This window comes from Mesorhizobium neociceri, from assembly GCF_013520985.1.
Taxonomy (GTDB): domain Bacteria; phylum Pseudomonadota; class Alphaproteobacteria; order Rhizobiales; family Rhizobiaceae; genus Mesorhizobium; species Mesorhizobium neociceri.
On record NZ_JACDTY010000014.1, the window covers coordinates 24,534 to 42,062 of the forward strand.

A 17,529-nucleotide genomic window follows, 5' to 3' on the forward strand; every position below is an offset into this window, starting at 1 on the left:
GGATAAAATGGCTCAGGATTTGAGTGGAAAAGTCGCGGCGATCACCGGCGCTGCGTCGGGCATCGGGCTGGAATGCGCGAGAGCGCTGATTGCCGCCGGCGTCCGCGTCGTGCTCGTCGATCGCGCCGAAGACGCATTGAAGAGCGTTTGCGCCGAGCTCGGCCCCAACGCTATCCCGCTGGTGATCGATCTGATGAAGCCGGCCAGCGTCGCCACGATGATGCCGCAAATCCTGGAGAAGGCCGGCCAGCTCGACATCTTCCACGCCAATGCCGGCGCCTATGTCGGCGGCCCGGTGCTCGACGGCGATCCCGATGTGTGGGACCGCGTGCTGAACCTCAACATCAACGCGGTGTTCCGCTCGGTGCACGCCGTGTTGCCGCATATGGTCGAACGCAAGACCGGCGACATCATCGTCACCTCTTCGATCGCCGGGCTGGTGCCGGTGGTCTGGGAGCCGATCTACACCGCCTCCAAGCATGCCGTGCAGGCCTTCGTCCACACCGTGCGCCGGCAGGTCGCCCCGCACGGCCTGCGCGTCGGCGCGGTGCAGCCGGGGCCGGTGGTGACGGCGCTGATCAGCGATTGGCCGAAGGATAAGCTTGATGATGAACTGACCAAGGGCGGCCTGATTCAGCCGGTCGAGGTCGCCGAAGCCGTGATGTTCATGCTGACGCGGCCACGGAATGTCACCATTAGGGATCTGGTGATCCTGCCGCAGAGCAATGATTTGTGAAAGAGCGAATAGGGAGTAGCGAATAGCGAATAGGGGCGCAATTTCTATTCGCTATTCGCTATTCGCTATTCGCTATTCGCTATTCGCCAATTCCTTGAGGTTCTCCCCATGCCCCACTTCCTCGGCATCGACGTCGGCACCGGCAGCGCCAGGGCGGGGGTGTTCGATATCAAGGGCACCATGCTCGCCTCGGCGAAGCGAGACATCGCGCTTTTCCTCGAGCCCGGTGAAATCGCCGAGCAGTCGAGCGAGGACATCTGGCGCGCGGTGTGCGCCAGTGTGCGCGAGGCCGTGACGAAGTCAGGGCTCGCCGGACGTGACATTGCCGGCATAGGTTTCGACGCCACCTGCTCGCTGGTCGTCGTCGGGCAGGGGGGCGCGCCTTTGCCGGTTGGCCGGTCCGGCGACAGCCAGCGCAACATCATCGTCTGGATGGATCACCGCGCGCTCGAACAGGCGCAGCGCATCAATGACGGCAAGCACGCCGTGCTCGACTATGTCGGCGGCACCATCTCGCCGGAGATGGAAACGCCTAAGCTGTTGTGGCTGCGCGAGAACCTGCCCGCCACCTTCGCTGCAGCCGAGCATTTCTTCGACCTCACCGACTATCTGACCTGGCGCTCGACCGGCAGCCTGGCCCGCTCGATCTGCACGCTCACTTGCAAATGGACCTATCTCGGCCATGAGCGGCGCTGGGACGACGCCTATTTCCGTGCCATTGGCTTGGGCGCGCTAGCCGACGAAGGCTTTGTCCGAATCGGCACCGAAGTGGTCGAGGGCGGCACCGCGCTGGCGAAGGGCCTGACCGAAGCGGCCGCCGCCGATCTCGGCCTGCTGCCGGGAACGCCGGTCGCAGCCGGCCTGATCGATGCGCATGCCGGTGGCGTCGGAACGGTCGGCGGCCAGGGCTCCGTCGGCACGCTGCAGTCGCGCATGGCCTATGTCTTCGGCACCTCGGCCTGCACCATGGCCAGCACCAGCGAACCGGCCTTCGTGCCCGGCGTCTGGGGTCCGTACTTCTCCTCGATGGTGCCGGGGCTCTGGCTCAACGAAGGCGGCCAGTCAGCGGCAGGTGCCGCGATCGACCATCTCATCGGTTTGCATCCGGCCGCAGCAGAAGCCGCCGCGAAAGCCAAAGCGGAAGGGCTCAGCCTCGCGGCCTGGCTTGGCCAACAAGCGACAAAGCACGCGGCCGACATATCCTCGGCAGCGCACCTTGCCGAAGGGCTGCATGTCGTGCCGGAATTCCTCGGCAACCGCTCGCCCTTCGCCGACCCCGAGGCCAAGGCGCTCATCGCCGGACTGGGCATGGACACGTCACTCGACAGTCTCGTCGCGCTCTATGTCGCCGGCCTGCTGGGCATCGGCTATGGCGTGCGCCAGATCCTTGCGGCGATGGCCAACAAAGGCATCGCCATCGACACCATCGTGGTCAGCGGCGGCGCGGCGCAAAGCGAACTGGTGCGCCAGCTGCTGGCCGACACGACGGGGCTGACCGTGGCCGGCTCGACCTCGCCCGAACCTGTGCTGCTCGGCTCGGCCATATTGGCGGCGGTGGCGGCGCAAAAATATCCCGACGTGATCGCGGCGATGACTGCAATGTCGCGCATCGGCGACATCTATCGCCCGGCCGGCGGCAATCTCGTGCCGTGGCACGACAGACGCTTCGCAGCCTTCGAACTGCTGCAGCAGGCGGGACGCGCGATCCGCGATTGAGCGGCGGGAATACTAGACCTGATGACGGTCCAGTAACCCTGCCATCGCAGAGCTCTACGGTTTTGGGGTGGCCGCTGCGCCTCCGAAGTCAAATTCCGCAGGGTCTCTCCCCAGCTTTTGGATGCCGCGGGCAAGTGCTGCCTGAACCGTGTCTCTCTCGCGATCGTCGATCTCGGACAAGCTTCTTCGAATGGCCTCCTTCCACGCGGGACCGCGGTCGGATGCCTCCATGAAAGCGTCGGCAAGGTCCTCTGTTTGCCGTTGTTCGATCATAGCTTCCATAATGGTGGCGGCCTGGATCTTATCCTTACGGCTTTTTGCGGTACCATCCTTGTCCGTCCGACGGCGGCTGGCGACGATGAGCTTGTGGATGGCGTATCGTTCGGGCGCCGGTACGTTCACTGGTATGCCGGCCCCGTGAAGGAGAACTGCCCGGATGGGCTGATGTATCAGGAAATCGAGAAACCGCAGGGGCTGCGCTGATGCGCCGCCAAGCGCGGGCATGGGTGTCGGATGACTCTCGTAGTCGGCCGAACCGGTATTCGGTGTCAGGAACTCGACCTTGTATCCCGACCGAGACGAATATTTTGTGGTGAAGCGACCGTCGGCCTGATGTGGAATTTCCCGGAATGTCGGATCGACGGTCTTCAGCGTATCGAGCACAGGCGGCATCTTGTCGTCAACGGCCACCGAAATCGAATGAAACTGCGCGAAGTCAGCATCGCCTGTGACCATCGATGTACTCGGCAGGCGAACACCAAGGACGGCTGGATAGCATTGATAGGCGACGGTGCCTATCAGAACTCCGCGGAGCCGGAAGAAGCCTGCTTCGGCAAGTGCCCGTACAACATCACCGGTCTTGCCTTCTGGTCGCGGCAAATAGGCCTCGCGGACGAGCGTCGAAACCAGTTTTCGCCGCTCTCTCATATCGGCTTTCAGGTCTTTGAAATTTTCGACCCTCTTGGTGATTTCAGGATCGTCGACCGGGCCGACATATGTCCGTGTCTTGTTGCCGCCAGAATTGGGTACGTCAAAATACCAATAGCGGCGTCCTTTCACCTCGGCGGCGACAAACCTGCCGTCGATGTTGAACTCCGTCGTAAAGGAGGCGTCGAGCGATCGCTGTGCGAGCTCCGAATAGAGTGTCTGGTAAGTCAGAGGAATCTGCTGCATGCGCGTTGTTACCGTTTTCGCGAAAAGGGTAATAACACATTCCAGCGTTTGGCGCCATCATAGTTGTTACCGCTTTCGCGAGAGCGGTAACAACTCTCCGATTTCGGTGTCGGCAAACCAAGCTCCCCCTCACACCGTCCAGAAATAGCGGACGATGTGGAAGAACACGGGGGCGGCAAAGACCAGGCTGTCGGCGCGGTCCATCATGCCGCCATGGCCCTCGATCAAATGGCCCCAGTCCTTGACGCCCTGGTCGCGCTTGATGGCCGACGCGACCAGCCCGCCGAGAAATCCCATCAGGCAGGCGATGAAGGCGACGCCTGCCGCCGCCAGCGGCGAGAACGGCGTCAGGAACGACAACAACGCACCGAGCAGGCTCGACGCGACCAGTCCGCCGATCAGCCCTTCCCAGGTCTTTGACGGCGAGACGGAGGGCGACAGCAGATGCCGGCCGAACAGCTTGCCGAAAATGTATTGCAGCACGTCGCTGCCTTGCACGGTGATGATCAGGAAGGCGATGAGCAGGAGATTGCGACCTTCGGGCACGTTGAGCGTCAGCAGCGCCGGAACATGGCTGACGCAGTAGACGGAGATCATGACCGCCCATTGCTGCGCCGACACGCGCTCAAGGAAGCGCTCGGTGTCGCCGTTGAGCGCCGTGATCGCCGGCATCAAGAGGAAGCAGTAGACCGGGATGAAGATGGTGAACAGCCCATACCAGGCGGTCCACACCAGCCAGTACTGGAAGGGGATGATGATGCCGAACATGCCGAGCAGCACCCAGTGATCGCTGCGCCGGCTGTGCGTCAGCGTCACGAATTCGCGCAGCGCTGCAAACGAGATCAGCGCAAACAGGATGGTCATGCCGGTGCGGCCGAAGAAGAACGCGACAGTGATCGCCACCACCATCACCCACCAGGCGTTGATGCGCTGGTTGAGGTTGACGAGCGTCGAGGGCAGCGGCTTCGGCGCCCGCCACGATAGGATGCCGGCAACGATGCTCGCCGTTGTCAGCACGCCGACCAGGCCGACCAGCAGGATGACGGTTTCATGCATTGGCGGCAGTGTCATGCGAAGTCTCTTGTGTAGTCATGGCTAGTCGTCTCGATCGGGGCGCGGATCGAGCGACAGCAGCGTCTGGCGCGCGCGCTCAAGGAAAGCGCGGCGCTCTTCGCCGGGACTTATCGCCACCGGCGGGCCGAAGACGACGCGGCACAGAAGCGGCACCGGCAGGAACTGCCCCTTGGGCAGCACGCGCGACATGTTCTCGATCCAGCACGGGATGAGTTCGACGTCGGGTCGCGCCATCGACAGATTGTAGAGACCGGAGCGGAACGGCAGCAGATCCGCCTCCGTCGTGTTGCGTGTGCCCTCCGGAAACAGGATCAGCGAATGGCCGTCATCGAGCACCGACAGCATGATCGAGATCGGGTTCTGCGTCTCGTCGGTCCACTGCCGGTGGATGAGCACGGAAGACAGCATGTCCTCGGCGATGAACCGGCGCAGCCGCGACTTGCCCCAATATTCGGCCGCCGCGACGGCATGCGTACGTGCGCGCACCTTCTCGCTAAGGCAGGCCGACAACAGGATGAAATCGCCATGGCTGGCATGGTTGGCAAAGTAGATGCGCTGCCGCTCCGAAGGCTGGCTGCCGTTCCAGATTGGCCGCACACCGGTCACCACCCAGGCCGCCGCCGACAGGCCGACCGAGGTCACCGTCTGCAGCAAGGTGAAGGTGTTGGCGCGCAGGTGAAGTTTTGTCATGGCTCAAACAAACGCTGCGAAAAGGGATGCCGCCACAAACACGGCGAGCGCCATGCGCTGCCTTGTCAGCAGGCGGCGTGTGCCTGCCATGCGATGGTCGAGCGAGCGGCCGCCGGCAGGGGTGGGCTTCAGGCGCATGCGCGCCAGTACATCGTCGACCACGGCGCCGCCGGCGGCTTCGCTGGCGTGGCTGGCCATCAGCCGGAACAGCAGCGCGTCGAATAAAAGCAACGCCGAAAGAGCCAGCGTGATCATGGCACTCGCCGCCGCGACCAGCCAGGCCGCCGCCGACAGCGCGGTCGTCTGCGGTCCGGTCACCAGGCCGATGACCGGCGCCGCCATCACGGCGGCCACCACCAGCAGGATCGGCCACACCGCCTGCACCATCAGCCCGGCGGCGAAAGCCTCTACCTTGTCGTGATAGGCCTCGTCGTTCATGCCGGTCCACTCATGTTGGTTCTTCCAGCCCGCTGTGAAGATGCACAGGCCTGCCCGAAGCGGCGAGTTTCTTGCGCGCCTGTGCGGCTGTGTGCGCGCGCCCGGTCACCACCAGCCAGTCGGCGATGATGGCGGCGCTGCGCTGGAAGCCGAGCGCGCAGCAGACCAGCACGGTGCCGCGCCGGCGCGCCAGCTCGATCGCCGCCACCGCCCGCTCCAGCCGATCATGCGGCGGCTCCACGAGGTCGAGCACGGCATAGCTGATCCAGCGGCAGGTCACGCCGCGTGGCCGTTCCAGCTCGCCGGCAAGGTCGATCACCGTGCCGAAGCGGTTGGCTTCGCCGGCGGTGGGAAACCGGCCGAAGAAAACGCCGTCGGTGATCTCTGCTTGCGGCGTCAGTCGGCGGGTCCATGCCCACACATTGATCCGGGCGCCAAGCCGGTAGGGCAGGAGCAGGATGCGGCTGGCAAGCGAGACGCTGCCATCGGCTGCCTTCTGGAACACTTTGGCGCCGGCCCCGGCATAGGCGAAGGCGACGATGGCCAACGCGAGCGACGGCCATAGCAGGATGAGCGAGACGGCGGAGAAGAAGGCGCCCGCGGCAGCGGCCGCCAGGGCGAGGGCGGCACCGAGCGCATAATATCCCGCCAGTCGGCGCGCCTTTGGGTCGGTGGTCGGTCGGAAGCCCCAGAAAGGCAATTCGCCCTTGCCCGGAAACAGCCACAGCGCAAAAAGACCTAGCAGCACGCCGGTCGGAATGTCGATGAAATGATGCTGCCAGGTCGTCATCACCGAAGCGCCGATGAGAAAGCACCAGACGTGCCAGACGGGTCCGAGAATGGCGCCGAGACGGTGGCGTGCGATAACGTGACGCCAGTGATCCCAGATGATCATCAGGAGTGCGATGTGCAGGGATGGCGCCTGGTTGAACGGTTTGTCGAAACCGCCGAGCACCGCGAAGAGAAAACCCGGCAGGCCGGTGGTTGTCGGCCGTACGAAGGTCGCCGTCAGCGGAAACAGGATGAAGCAGATGACGGCAATGATCTGTGCCGTGAGATAGCGGCCGGCGAGACGGTCGACGCCGCGCCTGCTCGTGTTGAGTAGCAGCGACAGGCCGTAGAAAAGATTGATCGACCAGTAGGGCACGATCGTCCAGGCGAGGAACGGGATGGCATGTTCCCAGGCAAATACGATGCTGCCGACATGACCGCGCCGCGATGCCAGCCAGTTGGCAAAGCCATAGGTCGAATAGAAGAACGGCGCCAGCAGGGCCAGCCAAAGGGCGGCCCTCAGCACGATACCGGAATAAGGTTCCCGCGACGGGGCAGGGGCAGGGTCGGTGGCAGGCAGGGCCATCGTTTCAGACGCGCCGTGCGACTGAAACGGTGAAGATGCCCCATTGGTCGATGCGCTGGTCGATCTTCTCGAAACCGGCCGCCGTCACCAGCTGGTCCATCTCGCCTTGCGTGCGCCGCCGCATCACCCAGGCCTGGCCGCCGCGATGCGAGGTCAGGCTGCGCGCGATCATCTCCAGCTGCGGATGCCATGGCTGGTTGGTGTAGATCAGCAGGCTGCCGGGCTGCATGGCGCTGGCCAGTCCACCGAGCGAGCGCGAAATCATCGTATTGTCAGCGAACAATTCGTAGAGGCCGGAGACGATGGCGAGGTCCGGCGCCGGCCTCAGCCCGGCCAGCATTTTGGCATCGAAGGCGTCGGCCCGGTGGAAGGTCACGCTGGTCGGCAGATTCCGCTCGGCGATGAGTTTCGAGCCCAGTCCGACATTGAGCTCGGAATAGTCCTGCAGGCGCACGCTCGCCGGCGGTTCGGCGCATTTGGCGACGGCATCGAGCACATAGCGGCCATGGCCGGCGGCGATGTCGAGCATGTGGACGGGGCGGCCGCCAGCCTTCAGGCTGGCGACGGCGTTGCCGATCAGCTCTTCCAGATGCAGCTTGCGTTGGCGGATGCCACGCCAGCCGATAGCGTCGAGGAAGGTGCGGTCGATCATGCGGCCGATGAAGCCGGTGCCGCGCGCCTCGTTCTCGTAGACATAGTCGAGCGTCGAGCCGGAATCGAAGCCGGTGGCAATGCCCGTCTTCATGCCCGACGACAGCCAGGCGCCTATGCGGATCGAGGCGCGGCTCATCGCCCAGTAAAGGCCTTTTGGCGACAGCAGCGCCAGCGGCGAGGCCAGCTTCTCGGCCTCGTCGCGGGTGTAGCCGACGCGGTCGGCTGAGGTCAGGTCGATCGTCTTCTCCGGCGCTGCGAACTGCTTTTCGAGGAACGGCCGGATCAGGTCGAGCGCCTGCTTACGATCGCGCTCGCCCAGCGTGTCGTGGAAGAAGCCGGGCAGCACATGCCGCTCCTTGGCGCTGCTACCAAGATTGACGAAGAATTCGTGCTGCGGTGCGTGCCGCACCACCCAATCGCTACCAGAGATCAGCAACTGCGTCGGCACGGTGATGGCGCGGGCGTCCGCGACGATGCGGGCGGCGTGGTCATAGAGTTCGACCAGGATGTTGGACGCGATCGGCCGGGTGATCAGCGGATCGGCATCGAAGGAAGCGATGCGCTCGGCATCATGCGTCAGGAACTTTGCCTTGACGTAGGAATTGACGAAGAAGCGGCCCTTGAGCTTCTGCCACAGTGCAATGCCCTCCTTGGCGAAGGGCACGTAGAGTTTCACCGAAAAGGCCGGCGAAGCCACCACCAGCGCGCGGATGTCGGGCGCATAGTCATGCACCCAGGCGGCGGCGAGAACCGCGCCGAAGGATTGCGCAATCAGTGCGATGTCGTGCTGGCCAAAACCATCCCGGCCGATCTCTCGCACCAGGCAGTCGATGTCGCGCACCAGGGCGGCAAAGGATGGGGCATAGCCGCGTTCGCCGGCGGAGCGGCCATTGCCGCGCGCGTCCCAGGCGTAGAAGGCATGATCGGGCATGGCGAGTTCGTCGACCAGATGCGCCATGCGGCCGCCATGCTCGTGACCGCGGTGGAATAGCAGGATCGCGCCCTTGGGCGTCGGCCCAAGAGCCGGCCAGCATCGGTAGAAGATCTCGGTGCCGTCGTGAGTTTTGAAGGTGCGCTCTTGCGCCACGCGCTCGAGGGTTGCCGGTGCTGCTGCGGCGATGGTCTGGTGGATCATGGTTTCCCCCTGGCGGTCGGGCTGCTGACGCTTCGGCATCAGGTGCCGCCCGCTCTAAGGCCGCCGCGTATCCGGTTGATGGCGGTTACCACGGACAGTGTAGCCAAGACCGGAAACACAAAGGGCGCGATCGCGTCGACCCATAGGCCGCAGGCGATGAGGAAGGCGATGACGCCGAGCGCCAGCGCCCGGTCGCTCTTGCCGAACGGCCCGGCATAGTTGCGCCCGCTGCCGGCGGCGACACCGAGCACGCCGGCGAACTCTACAAGCATGGCGGCAATGGCGAAGGCGACGACGCCCCAGGCCGGGAACAGCGTGGCAAAGGCCAGGATCAGCGCCAGGTCGGAGACGACGTCGCAGAGTTCGTTGAGATACATGCCGAGCTTTGAGGCCTGTGCATGTTCCCTGGCCAGCATCCCGTCAATGGCGTTGAGCGCCATGCGCACGAACAGCACCACCGGCATCAAAAGGAAAACCAAGGGATAGCCGGCAAGGGCGACGACCACCAGGCCGGTGGCGATGGACAGCGCGGCGGCGAGAAGCGTGATCTGGTTGGCGGTGACGCCGGCGCCGGCCAGCCGGTCGGCCAGCGGCCGCAACCTGGCCTGAAAGGCCGGTTTCAGTGCATAGAGCGTAGGCATATGCGATCCCCCCGACCGCGGCTCATGACAGTGTCGGCGAGATTGGTCAATCGCGGGGTGAGACGCAAGGGGCGGGGAGGGGTTCTACACCGGCGAGGGCGAGGTGGCGCCTTCAAATCCGATCTACACAGCTTGATGAATTGGGGCCAAGGTCACACACTTTGACTTTGCTGCTCTTGATCTGCCTGCCAGAAAGTCAGCTGATAGTCATACAGATCTTCGGAATCGGGCAGGTCTTCGGAATCGGGAGTGAAAAACTCGACGACAAACCTTCGGTTCGGAAACTGCCACTGCAGCTTGGCCTGGTAGATCTCCTTGAGGATCGAGCCGAGGAACACCAGCTTGTCGCGCGAGATGTCGGCGGTGGCGTAGGCCTGAATGTCGGCTATGTGCAGGTGGTTCATCACCGCTTCGACGGATTCTCGTGTGGCCTTGGGGTTGTGTTCGAAACTTCTCAGACCCTCCTCGCTGAACCCTTTTATCAGCACGTAGCCTTCGAACTCTGTGAACTCCGGCCAGAAGACGGTGCTGTATCCTACCGCGAGCGCAAATCGGCCCTCGCAGCAAACCCAGCCTTGCAAATCGATGCCGTCGCCATTGTTCCTGGCTCCCAGCTCGGCCTTCATGCTGTCCGGAATGTTCATTCTGTTGTATCCAGATTTCTCGTCAGACTCGGTTTTAGCGAATTCGATTGGTCGCGGACATGGGTCAAATATCCGAGGACTCAAAGGCGCTCCCATGACCTACGACCGTTCGTGGCTCGAAGCAGCCTTCCGCGCAAAATCCCGCGCGAAGCTGCTGTTCTTCTGGGGACACCAGCCGTCGAAGGACGGACGCATCACCACGTCCTGCCTCAGCCAGTGGTGGCCGGCGCCGTTCAGCGTCGATGGCTTGACCTATCCGACGGCCGAACACTGGATGATGGCCGGCAAGGCGCGCCTGTTCGGCGACGATCAGACGGCAACGCAGATCCTCAGCGCGGGCAGCCCCAGGCAGGCCAAGCAGCTCGGACGGCAAGTCAGCCGCTTCGATGCGGCGCGGTGGGATGCGGAGAAATACCGCCTCGTCACCGAGGGGAGTTTTGAGAAATTCCGCCAGCACGAGGCGCTCGGCGCGTTTCTGCTTTCGACCGGCGATCAGGTGTTGGTCGAAGCGAGCCCGGTCGACCGGATCTGGGGCATTGGCCTGGCCGCCGATGACGAGCGCGCGGGCAATCCGCTGTTGTGGCGCGGCGAAAACCTGCTTGGCTTCGCCCTGATGGAGGCGCGCGACCGGCTGCGCGGTCGAAAGTAGGGGAGGCTTCAGTCTGCGTCGCCGGCTGAACCTTTGCCGCACTGCGCCAGCACCTTGCCAATGGCGGCACTCGAGCCGGTCAGCGGAAAGCTGTTCTCGCCATATTTGTCGGCCGTAACCGTGACGTCGCCCTTGCCGCGCAGCAAAGCGAGCAGGGGGTCGGTCGCGCCTGACAATTCCAGCGTGAAATAATTATACATCGCCTCGAGGTCGAGCTTTTTGGTCACGGTCTTGTCGCCGCCCTTGAAGGTGAAGGAAGCGCTGATGCCGGGCTCCAGCTGCTGGCTGGCGGCGCCGAGATCGTAGCTCAGCATCGGCTTGTCGAAACAGACCAACATCAGATGCGCATCGGCTTTCGGCCCGCCGCACACCGAGGCCGTCAGCACGCTGCCGCCTTCGTCTTCCTCCATCTTCGCGGTCCAGCCGCACGGCGCCGCAAATGCCGGCTGCATGGCCTGCAGTGCGGCCGCGACGACCACGATGAGTTTCGTCAATCTGCCTCTCATGATTGCCTCCCAGGCCACCGAGGCATCCGCAGCACCGAATAAGTGATGCCGTGCCGTTACGCTGATAATTGGCGAAAACGGCTGAGCGCGCAATCTCCCCCCTCGTGGGGGAGATGCCCGGAAGAGGGGGCGCGAAGGAATGCCGGCCTATCAGTTACTTTTCTGCGACGACCTGACGTAGGGCGCAGTTGCAATTTGTTGAAATGTGCGGGGGACAGCCCCCTCTGGCCTGCCGGCCATCTCCCCCACGAGGGGGGAGATTGCGCGCTCAACCGTCTCGCCAATGCCTCCTCATGGACTTCGCCAAAATACAACCCATATTGAATCCATGGAGCTTTGAGCGTGAAACTCGCGCATGTAGCCCTTCTTGCCGCGGCTTTCGTGGCCGCTGTGGTCGTTTGTCCCTCTACCGCAACCGGAGAGGCGAGCGGCCGGGAGAGGGTTGCGTTGAGCGTCGAGATAGACGGCGCCATCGGTCCGGCAAGCACCAGGCAGCTTGAGGAGGCGCTTGATGTCGCCGCCAAGCGGGACGCCGAGGTCCTCATCCTTCAGCTCGACACACCCGGCGGGCTGGTCACCTCGATGCGCGAGATGATCGCCGACATCCTCGCCTCGCCGGTTCCCGTCATCGGCTATGTCGCGCCGGCCGGCGGCCATGCGGCCAGCGCCGGCACCTACATCCTTTACGCGACCCATGTGGCGGCGATGGCGCCCGGCACCAATTTGGGGGCGGCAACGCCGATCGAACTCGGCGGGCCGCTGCCATCTCTTCCCGGTCCCGGCGGCGACAAGGACACCGGCAAGGACCAGAAGAACGCCACCGGACCACCGCCGGAGGGCGATGCAATGATGGCCAAGGTGACCAATGACGCGGTTGCCTTGATCCGTTCGCTGGCCGAACTGCGCGGGCGCAATGCCGACTGGGGCGAAAAGGCTGTGCGAGAGGCGGCGAGCCTCTCGGCCAATGCGGCGCTGCAGGAACATGTCATCGACTTCGTCGCCCGCGACACGACCGAACTGCTGCAGCTGGCCGACGGGCGGACGGTCGAGGTGTCAGGCAAGAAGCAGGTACTGGCGACGAAAGGGCTGCCGGTCGAGACGCTCGACCCCGGCTGGTTCATCCGGCTTCTCGCCGTCATCACCGATCCCAACATCGCCGTCGTCCTGATGCTGGTCGGCGTCTACGGCATCGTCTTCGAGTTCACCAGCCCGGGCGCGGTCGCGCCGGGCGTGATCGGCACGATCTGCCTCGTGCTCGGGCTCTATGCACTCAATCTGTTGCCGGTCAACTATACCGGCCTTGCCTTGATGCTGCTCGGCATCGCCTTCCTCATCGTCGAGGCCTTCAACCCCACCGTGGTGCTCGGGCTGGGAGGCGTGAGCGCCTTTCTGCTGGGGGCAGCCATGCTGCTCAAGGTCGAAGGCCCCGGCTTCGCGATGTCGTGGGCCGTCATCGGCGCCGCCGCTGCCTTGACGCTTGGCTTGGCGCTGCTGACCGGCAGCTATCTGTGGACGGCGCGCAGGAGCCTTCCGCGCGTTGGCGCGCAGGCCATGCACGGACTGCCGGCCGAGATCCTCGACTGGTCGCAAGGCGAGGGCCATGTGCTGGCCCAGGGCGAGCGCTGGCGGGCGAAGGCCGACGAACCCCTTGCGCCGGGCGACAGCGTCGAGGTGGCCGAGGTCAAGGACCTCGTGCTGACGGTACGGCGCCGGAGGTGAGTCTTTGTTTTGAGCATGTCCCAAACCGCTGCGCACTTTTTGGGCGGCATGTTCTGATGATGGAGCAAGGCAATGAGCATCGGTTATGTGGCCTATCTCGTTCTGGCGCTTGTCGTGGTCATGTTCCTGTCCGCGGCCATTCGCATCCTGAGGGAATACCAGCGCGGCGTGGTCTTCACGCTCGGCCGCTTCACCGGGGTCAAGGGGCCCGGCCTCATCATCCTGGTCCCCTTCGTGCAGCAGATGGTGAAGGTCGATCTACGGGTGGTGGTCCAGGACGTGCCGCCGCAGGACGTGATCTCGCGCGACAACGTCTCGGTCAAGGTGAACGCGGTGCTCTATTTTCGCATCGTCGACGCCGAGCGGGCGATCATCCAGGTCGAGGACTTCATGGCCGCGACCAACCAGCTGGCGCAGACCACACTGCGCTCGGTACTCGGCAAGCACGAGCTCGATGAAATGCTGGCTGAACGTGACAAGCTCAACAGCGATATCCAGGAGATCCTCGATCAGCGGACCGATGCCTGGGGCATCAAGGTCTCCAATGTCGAGATCAAGCATGTCGATCTCAACGAGAGCATGATCCGCGCCATCGCCAAGCAGGCCGAGGCCGAACGGCTGCGGCGCGCGAAGGTGATCAACGCCGATGGCGAGCAACAGGCGGCGGCCAAGCTGGTCGAGGCGGGCCGGATGCTGGCGGCCGAGCCGCAGGCCATGCAACTCCGCTATTTCGAAGCCCTGCACGATATCGCCGGCGAGCGCTCGTCCACGGTGGTGTTCCCGCTGCCGGTGGACCTGCTGAGCCAGTTCATGAAGGGGCAGGGGAAGTAGGGGAGGAGCGGGAGCGTTGCGGCAACTTCACGCCCTCCACGGCGGCTCCGGCGAAAAGCGCTTGCCGATCCAGTCGGCGAACGCGCGGGTCTTGGCGGCTTGGCCCTTGGTTGACGGCATGACGACGTAGACCGCGCCTTCGTCGGCCAGCGTCCAATCCTCCAGGATCGGCACCAGCCGTCCGTCGGCGAGCTCGCGCCCGACCAGCCAGTCGGTGCTCATCATCAGGCCGACGCCTTGCACGGCGGCCTCGACCAGCACCTCGGCATCGTCGGTGACGAGCGGCCCCGACACCTCGACGCGCACACGGTGGCCCTCGCGGTCAGTCATCTCCCAGGCCGGGAAGCTCTGGAACCCGCTGAAGCCCAGGCAGGAATGTTCGAGCAATGCTTGGGGGGTTTCCGGCCTGCCATGGCGGGCGAGATAGGCGGGCGCGGCGCACAGCAGCCGGCGCCGCGTCGCTACCTTGCGCGCCACCAGGCGCGAATCCTCCAGCGCGCCGAGCCGCACGGCGACGTCGAAATTCTCGGTGACGAGATCGGCGAAGCGGTTGGAGAACTCGGCCTCGATGCGCACATCGGGGAATTCGGCGAGGAATTCAGGCAGCAGCGGCCCGATCCACATGCGCCCGAACGTACCGGGCAGCGCCAGCCTGAGCAGGCCGCGCGGCCCGCCGCCGGCATGCGCGGACGCGGCCGCCTCTGCCTCGTCGACCGAAGCGAGGATGGCGCGCACGCGCACCAGGAACTCCGCGCCCGCCTCGGTCAGCGACACGCTGCGCGTCGTGCGGTGAAGCAGCCTGACACCGAGCCGCTCTTCCAGCGATTGCAGGCGGCGCGACAGGATGGTGGCGTCGCGCCCAACCCGTGCCGCCGCCCTGGTAAAGGAGCGCGCCTCGGCGATGGCAGCGAAGGCCGCCATTTCGGCAAGCGTGGCCGGCTCATAGGATTGCGGCATAATACGCAATACTCAAATGTAAAAACCAAGGATTATCGAGGAATAGCGCAGCAGTTAGCTTCACTCAACCCATCAATCGTCTCACCGGAGTGAAACCATGAAAGCCATCGAACTCAGCCAGCCCAGGCTGGACGCCTTCCGCGCCGCCTCTGTCGCCACCCCCGAGCCGCAGCGCGGCGAGGTGCTGATCCGCCAGCGCGCGGCGAGCCTGAACTTCGTCGATGTCGCGGTGGCGAGCGGCAATTATCCCGGCCCGAGCTTCCCGCTCATTCCCATCGCCGACGGCGCCGGCGAGATCGTCGCGCTCGGCGAGGGCGTCACCAAATACGCCGTCGGCGATCGCGTCGTCGCCCATGCCAAGCCGCGCTGGATCGGCGGCCGGCCGCGTCCTTACGAGATGAGAGAGATGCGTGGCGTCTCGCTGCCCGGATCGCTCGCCGAATATGTCGCGTTGCCGGCCAATTCGATCGTGCCGATCCCGGCGTATCTCTCCTTCGAGGCAGCCTCCACGCTGCCGATCGCCGGCACCACCGCATGGAACGCCGTCCGCGCCGCCGATATCGGGCCGGGCTCGGTGGTCGTGCTGCTCGGCACCGGCGGTGTCTCGATCGTCACCCTGCAGCTTGCCAAGGCGGCCGGCGCCACCGTCATCATCACCTCCTCGTCGGACGAGAAGCTGGAGCGCGCCAAGGCGCTCGGCGCCGATCACCTGATCAATTACCGCGCGACCCCGGATTGGGACGGCAAGGTGCTGGAACTGACCGACGGCCTCGGCGCCGACCTCGTCGTCGAGACCGGCGGCACCGCCACCTTCGCCCGCGCCGTCAACGCCACGGCGCCTGGCGGCACGCTGTTCACCATCGGCTTCGTCACCGGCGCCGAGGCGACCGTCAACCTGCTGCCGATCATCATCAAGGCGCTGAAGGTGATCGGCAACAACACCGGGTCGGTGTCGGACCTCAAGGACGCCACCCGCGCCATCGGCGCCGCCGGGATCGAACCGGTCGTCGACAAGGTGTTTTCACAGCATGAAGCGTCCGAAGCCTACACCCACATGGCCGCCGGCGGCCTGCACTTCGGCAAGCTGGTGTTTGCCTTGGAGTGGTGATGGAAGGGTGAGGTTTGCGCCTGGCCGCCCCCTGCCAGCAGGCCGAGGCGTAGCGGCTGCGGCGCGCCAAGGAGGAGCCGAGGGTGGCGTTTTTTGTGAGGGAAATTGGCAGTCCTACCCATCCCAGGCGCGGTCCACCGCGCTGATTCCCACCGGTATTTCCGAGTATTTTGGAAATTCTGCTGGGCATACCGATAAAGTTCGGGCGAATTATTGTCTAGAACAGCAGTGAAATTGCCGCACGCGGCATAAATATTGCTCGCTCTGGACAAGCGGTGGACTGGTAAAATACATAGAACTGCCAAGTGAAGACGCGCGCGCAGAAAAGGCCCAGTTGCCCTTGAAAAAGAACGTCTTCTCATCGGCCGACCTGCCTCCGCAGCTCGGCCACCAGGCACGGTTCGCGCTCTGGCAGGACATCCATGTCGCGGAGATATGGTCGGTGGAATATGCCATTTCCGGCAATCTGCCGTTCGAAGCGGCAATGGAAGCCACGCCCGTCGGGCCGCTGGTGCTCGGCCAGATGGCCGGGACGATCAAGCATGCCAGCCGCAGGGCGAGCAACATCGCCGCCGACGGCCGTGACGGCTATCTGCTGCTGGTCAACAATGGCGATACGATACTGAGTGGCACCCAGGTCGGTCGCGACTATCATGTCGGCAAGGGCGAAGCAGCGCTGGTCTCGGCTTCGGAAGCGCTGCAAATGACCGGCGGCGACAAGAATATCTGGGCGAATGTGGTGGTCCCCCGCGACGTACTGGAGAAAGCCTTCGCCCATGTCGACGACCGGCTGGCGTTGACCATCGGAGCCGACAATGAGGCGCTCGATATGCTCAAGCGCTATTGCCGCTTTCTGGAAGCAGGCCCCGCCTTGGTCTCGCCCGATCTTGTCACCCATGCCACCGAAACGGTCGTCGATCTGATCGGCCTTGCGACCGGCGCGAAAGGCGAAAACGCCGAGCTGGCTGGGTTGCGCGGCCTACGCGCTGCAAGGCTCCAGGCCATCCTGCAAAAAATGCGGAACAATTTCGCCGATCCCGCCATTTCGGCCCAGAGCGTTGCCCAGCAACTGCGGCTCTCCGTGCGCTATGTCCATGATCTCCTGCAGGAAACCGGGATGAGTTTTGCCGAGCGCATTCTCGAATCGCGCTTGCAGAGAGCCCATAGAATGCTCTCCGACAGGCGCAACGACCAGATGCGGATCAGCGAGATCGCATTGCTCAGCGGCTTCTCCGATGTCTCCTATTTCAATCGCTGCTTCCGCCGCCGCTTCGGCTCGACGCCGAGCGGCGCCAGGTAGTCTTACCGGCCACGAGTCCCGCCAAATGCATGGCGCGACAATCGACTGCGGCTGAATGGCCACACCGGCCGAGAAAGTGCTGCGGCGCGCTCCACGACAATTCGGGTGCGGCTCAGCCCAAGACGCGGCCGACGGACAATGCAACACCGGGGCGTCGACAACAGCTGGATCTCCGCGAAGCATTTCCGCGGCGGGGAACGC

At 64.3% G+C, this 17,529-nt stretch carries 17 protein-coding genes; 7 read left to right on the forward strand and 10 right to left on the reverse strand.

The window, feature by feature from the left end; translation table 11 throughout:
* Positions 1-7: 7 nt before the first annotated feature.
* Both H0241_RS24300 and H0241_RS24305 read left to right on the forward strand, forming a co-directional pair.
* Complete coding sequence (locus H0241_RS24300; RefSeq protein ID WP_181060374.1) at positions 8-736, forward strand: SDR family oxidoreductase; 729 nt, start codon at positions 8-10, stop codon at positions 734-736.
* Between the two features lie 108 nt (positions 737-844).
* Positions 845-2,452 (forward strand): FGGY-family carbohydrate kinase, encoded by a 1,608-nt coding sequence (locus H0241_RS24305; RefSeq protein WP_181060375.1) that lies wholly within the window; start codon positions 845-847, stop codon positions 2,450-2,452.
* Between the two features lie 54 nt (positions 2,453-2,506).
* Here H0241_RS24305 and H0241_RS24310 read toward each other — a convergent pair whose 3' ends face one another.
* The 8 genes from H0241_RS24310 to H0241_RS24345 all read right to left on the reverse strand — a co-directional run bounded on the left by H0241_RS24310 (position 2,507) and on the right by H0241_RS24345 (position 10,258).
* Positions 2,507-3,625 (reverse strand): nucleotidyltransferase family protein, encoded by a 1,119-nt coding sequence (locus H0241_RS24310; protein WP_181060376.1) that lies wholly within the window; start codon positions 3,623-3,625, stop codon positions 2,507-2,509.
* Positions 3,626-3,754: 129 nt separating this feature from the next.
* Positions 3,755-4,681, reverse strand: a complete 927-nt coding sequence (locus H0241_RS24315; RefSeq protein WP_181060501.1) for a phosphatidate cytidylyltransferase — start codon at positions 4,679-4,681, stop codon at positions 3,755-3,757.
* 39 nt (positions 4,682-4,720) lie between these two features.
* Positions 4,721-5,389, reverse strand: coding sequence for a lysophospholipid acyltransferase family protein (locus tag H0241_RS24320; RefSeq protein ID WP_181060377.1), 669 nt, complete (start codon positions 5,387-5,389; stop codon positions 4,721-4,723).
* A gap of 3 nt (positions 5,390-5,392) precedes the next feature.
* On the reverse strand, positions 5,393-5,827 hold the full coding sequence (locus tag H0241_RS24325; RefSeq protein WP_181060378.1) for a hypothetical protein: 435 nt from the start codon (positions 5,825-5,827) through the stop codon (positions 5,393-5,395).
* Between the two features lie 10 nt (positions 5,828-5,837).
* On the reverse strand, positions 5,838-7,184 hold the full coding sequence (locus tag H0241_RS24330) for a phosphatase PAP2/dual specificity phosphatase family protein (protein ID WP_181060379.1): 1,347 nt from the start codon (positions 7,182-7,184) through the stop codon (positions 5,838-5,840).
* A gap of 4 nt (positions 7,185-7,188) precedes the next feature.
* A complete protein-coding gene (locus H0241_RS24335) occupies positions 7,189-8,970 on the reverse strand; it encodes a bifunctional alpha/beta hydrolase/class I SAM-dependent methyltransferase (RefSeq protein WP_407941772.1) in 1,782 nt (593 codons plus the stop codon).
* 41 nt (positions 8,971-9,011) lie between these two features.
* Positions 9,012-9,614: a CDP-alcohol phosphatidyltransferase family protein gene (locus H0241_RS24340; protein WP_181060380.1), complete on the reverse strand. Its 603-nt coding sequence runs from the start codon at positions 9,612-9,614 to the stop codon at positions 9,012-9,014.
* 152 nt (positions 9,615-9,766) lie between these two features.
* Entirely contained in the window at positions 9,767-10,258 is a 492-nt protein-coding gene (locus H0241_RS24345) for a hypothetical protein (protein ID WP_181060381.1), read from the reverse strand.
* Between H0241_RS24345 and H0241_RS24350 the strand changes: the two genes are divergently transcribed.
* The gene (locus H0241_RS24350; protein WP_235984446.1) at positions 10,251-10,907 is read left to right on the forward strand and encodes an NADAR family protein; all 657 of its coding nucleotides are present in this window, start codon (positions 10,251-10,253) and stop codon (positions 10,905-10,907) included. The two genes, H0241_RS24345 and H0241_RS24350, sit on opposite strands and share 8 nt — an antisense overlap.
* An 8-nt stretch (positions 10,908-10,915) precedes the next feature.
* Here H0241_RS24350 and H0241_RS24355 read toward each other — a convergent pair whose 3' ends face one another.
* Positions 10,916-11,413: a hypothetical protein gene (locus H0241_RS24355; RefSeq protein WP_235984447.1), complete on the reverse strand. Its 498-nt coding sequence runs from the start codon at positions 11,411-11,413 to the stop codon at positions 10,916-10,918.
* A gap of 342 nt (positions 11,414-11,755) precedes the next feature.
* On the opposite strand from H0241_RS24355, the gene H0241_RS24360 reads away from it, so the two are divergent.
* Positions 11,756-13,132: an NfeD family protein gene (locus H0241_RS24360; protein ID WP_181060382.1), complete on the forward strand. Its 1,377-nt coding sequence runs from the start codon at positions 11,756-11,758 to the stop codon at positions 13,130-13,132.
* A 72-nt stretch (positions 13,133-13,204) separates the two neighbouring features.
* Entirely contained in the window at positions 13,205-13,963 is a 759-nt protein-coding gene (locus tag H0241_RS24365) for a slipin family protein (protein ID WP_181060383.1), read from the forward strand.
* Between the two features lie 27 nt (positions 13,964-13,990).
* On the opposite strand, the gene H0241_RS24370 is transcribed toward H0241_RS24365, so the two are convergent.
* The gene (locus H0241_RS24370) at positions 13,991-14,920 is read right to left on the reverse strand and encodes a LysR family transcriptional regulator (RefSeq protein WP_181060384.1); all 930 of its coding nucleotides are present in this window, start codon (positions 14,918-14,920) and stop codon (positions 13,991-13,993) included.
* Between the two features lie 97 nt (positions 14,921-15,017).
* On the opposite strand from H0241_RS24370, the gene H0241_RS24375 reads away from it, so the two are divergent.
* Together H0241_RS24375 and H0241_RS24380 are read left to right on the forward strand one after the other, a co-directional pair.
* Positions 15,018-16,028, forward strand: coding sequence for a zinc-dependent alcohol dehydrogenase family protein (locus H0241_RS24375; protein ID WP_181060385.1), 1,011 nt, complete (start codon positions 15,018-15,020; stop codon positions 16,026-16,028).
* A 334-nt stretch (positions 16,029-16,362) separates the two neighbouring features.
* Positions 16,363-17,328, forward strand: coding sequence for an AraC family transcriptional regulator (locus tag H0241_RS24380; RefSeq protein WP_235984448.1), 966 nt, complete (start codon positions 16,363-16,365; stop codon positions 17,326-17,328).
* The last annotated feature ends 201 nt before the right edge of the window (positions 17,329-17,529 follow it).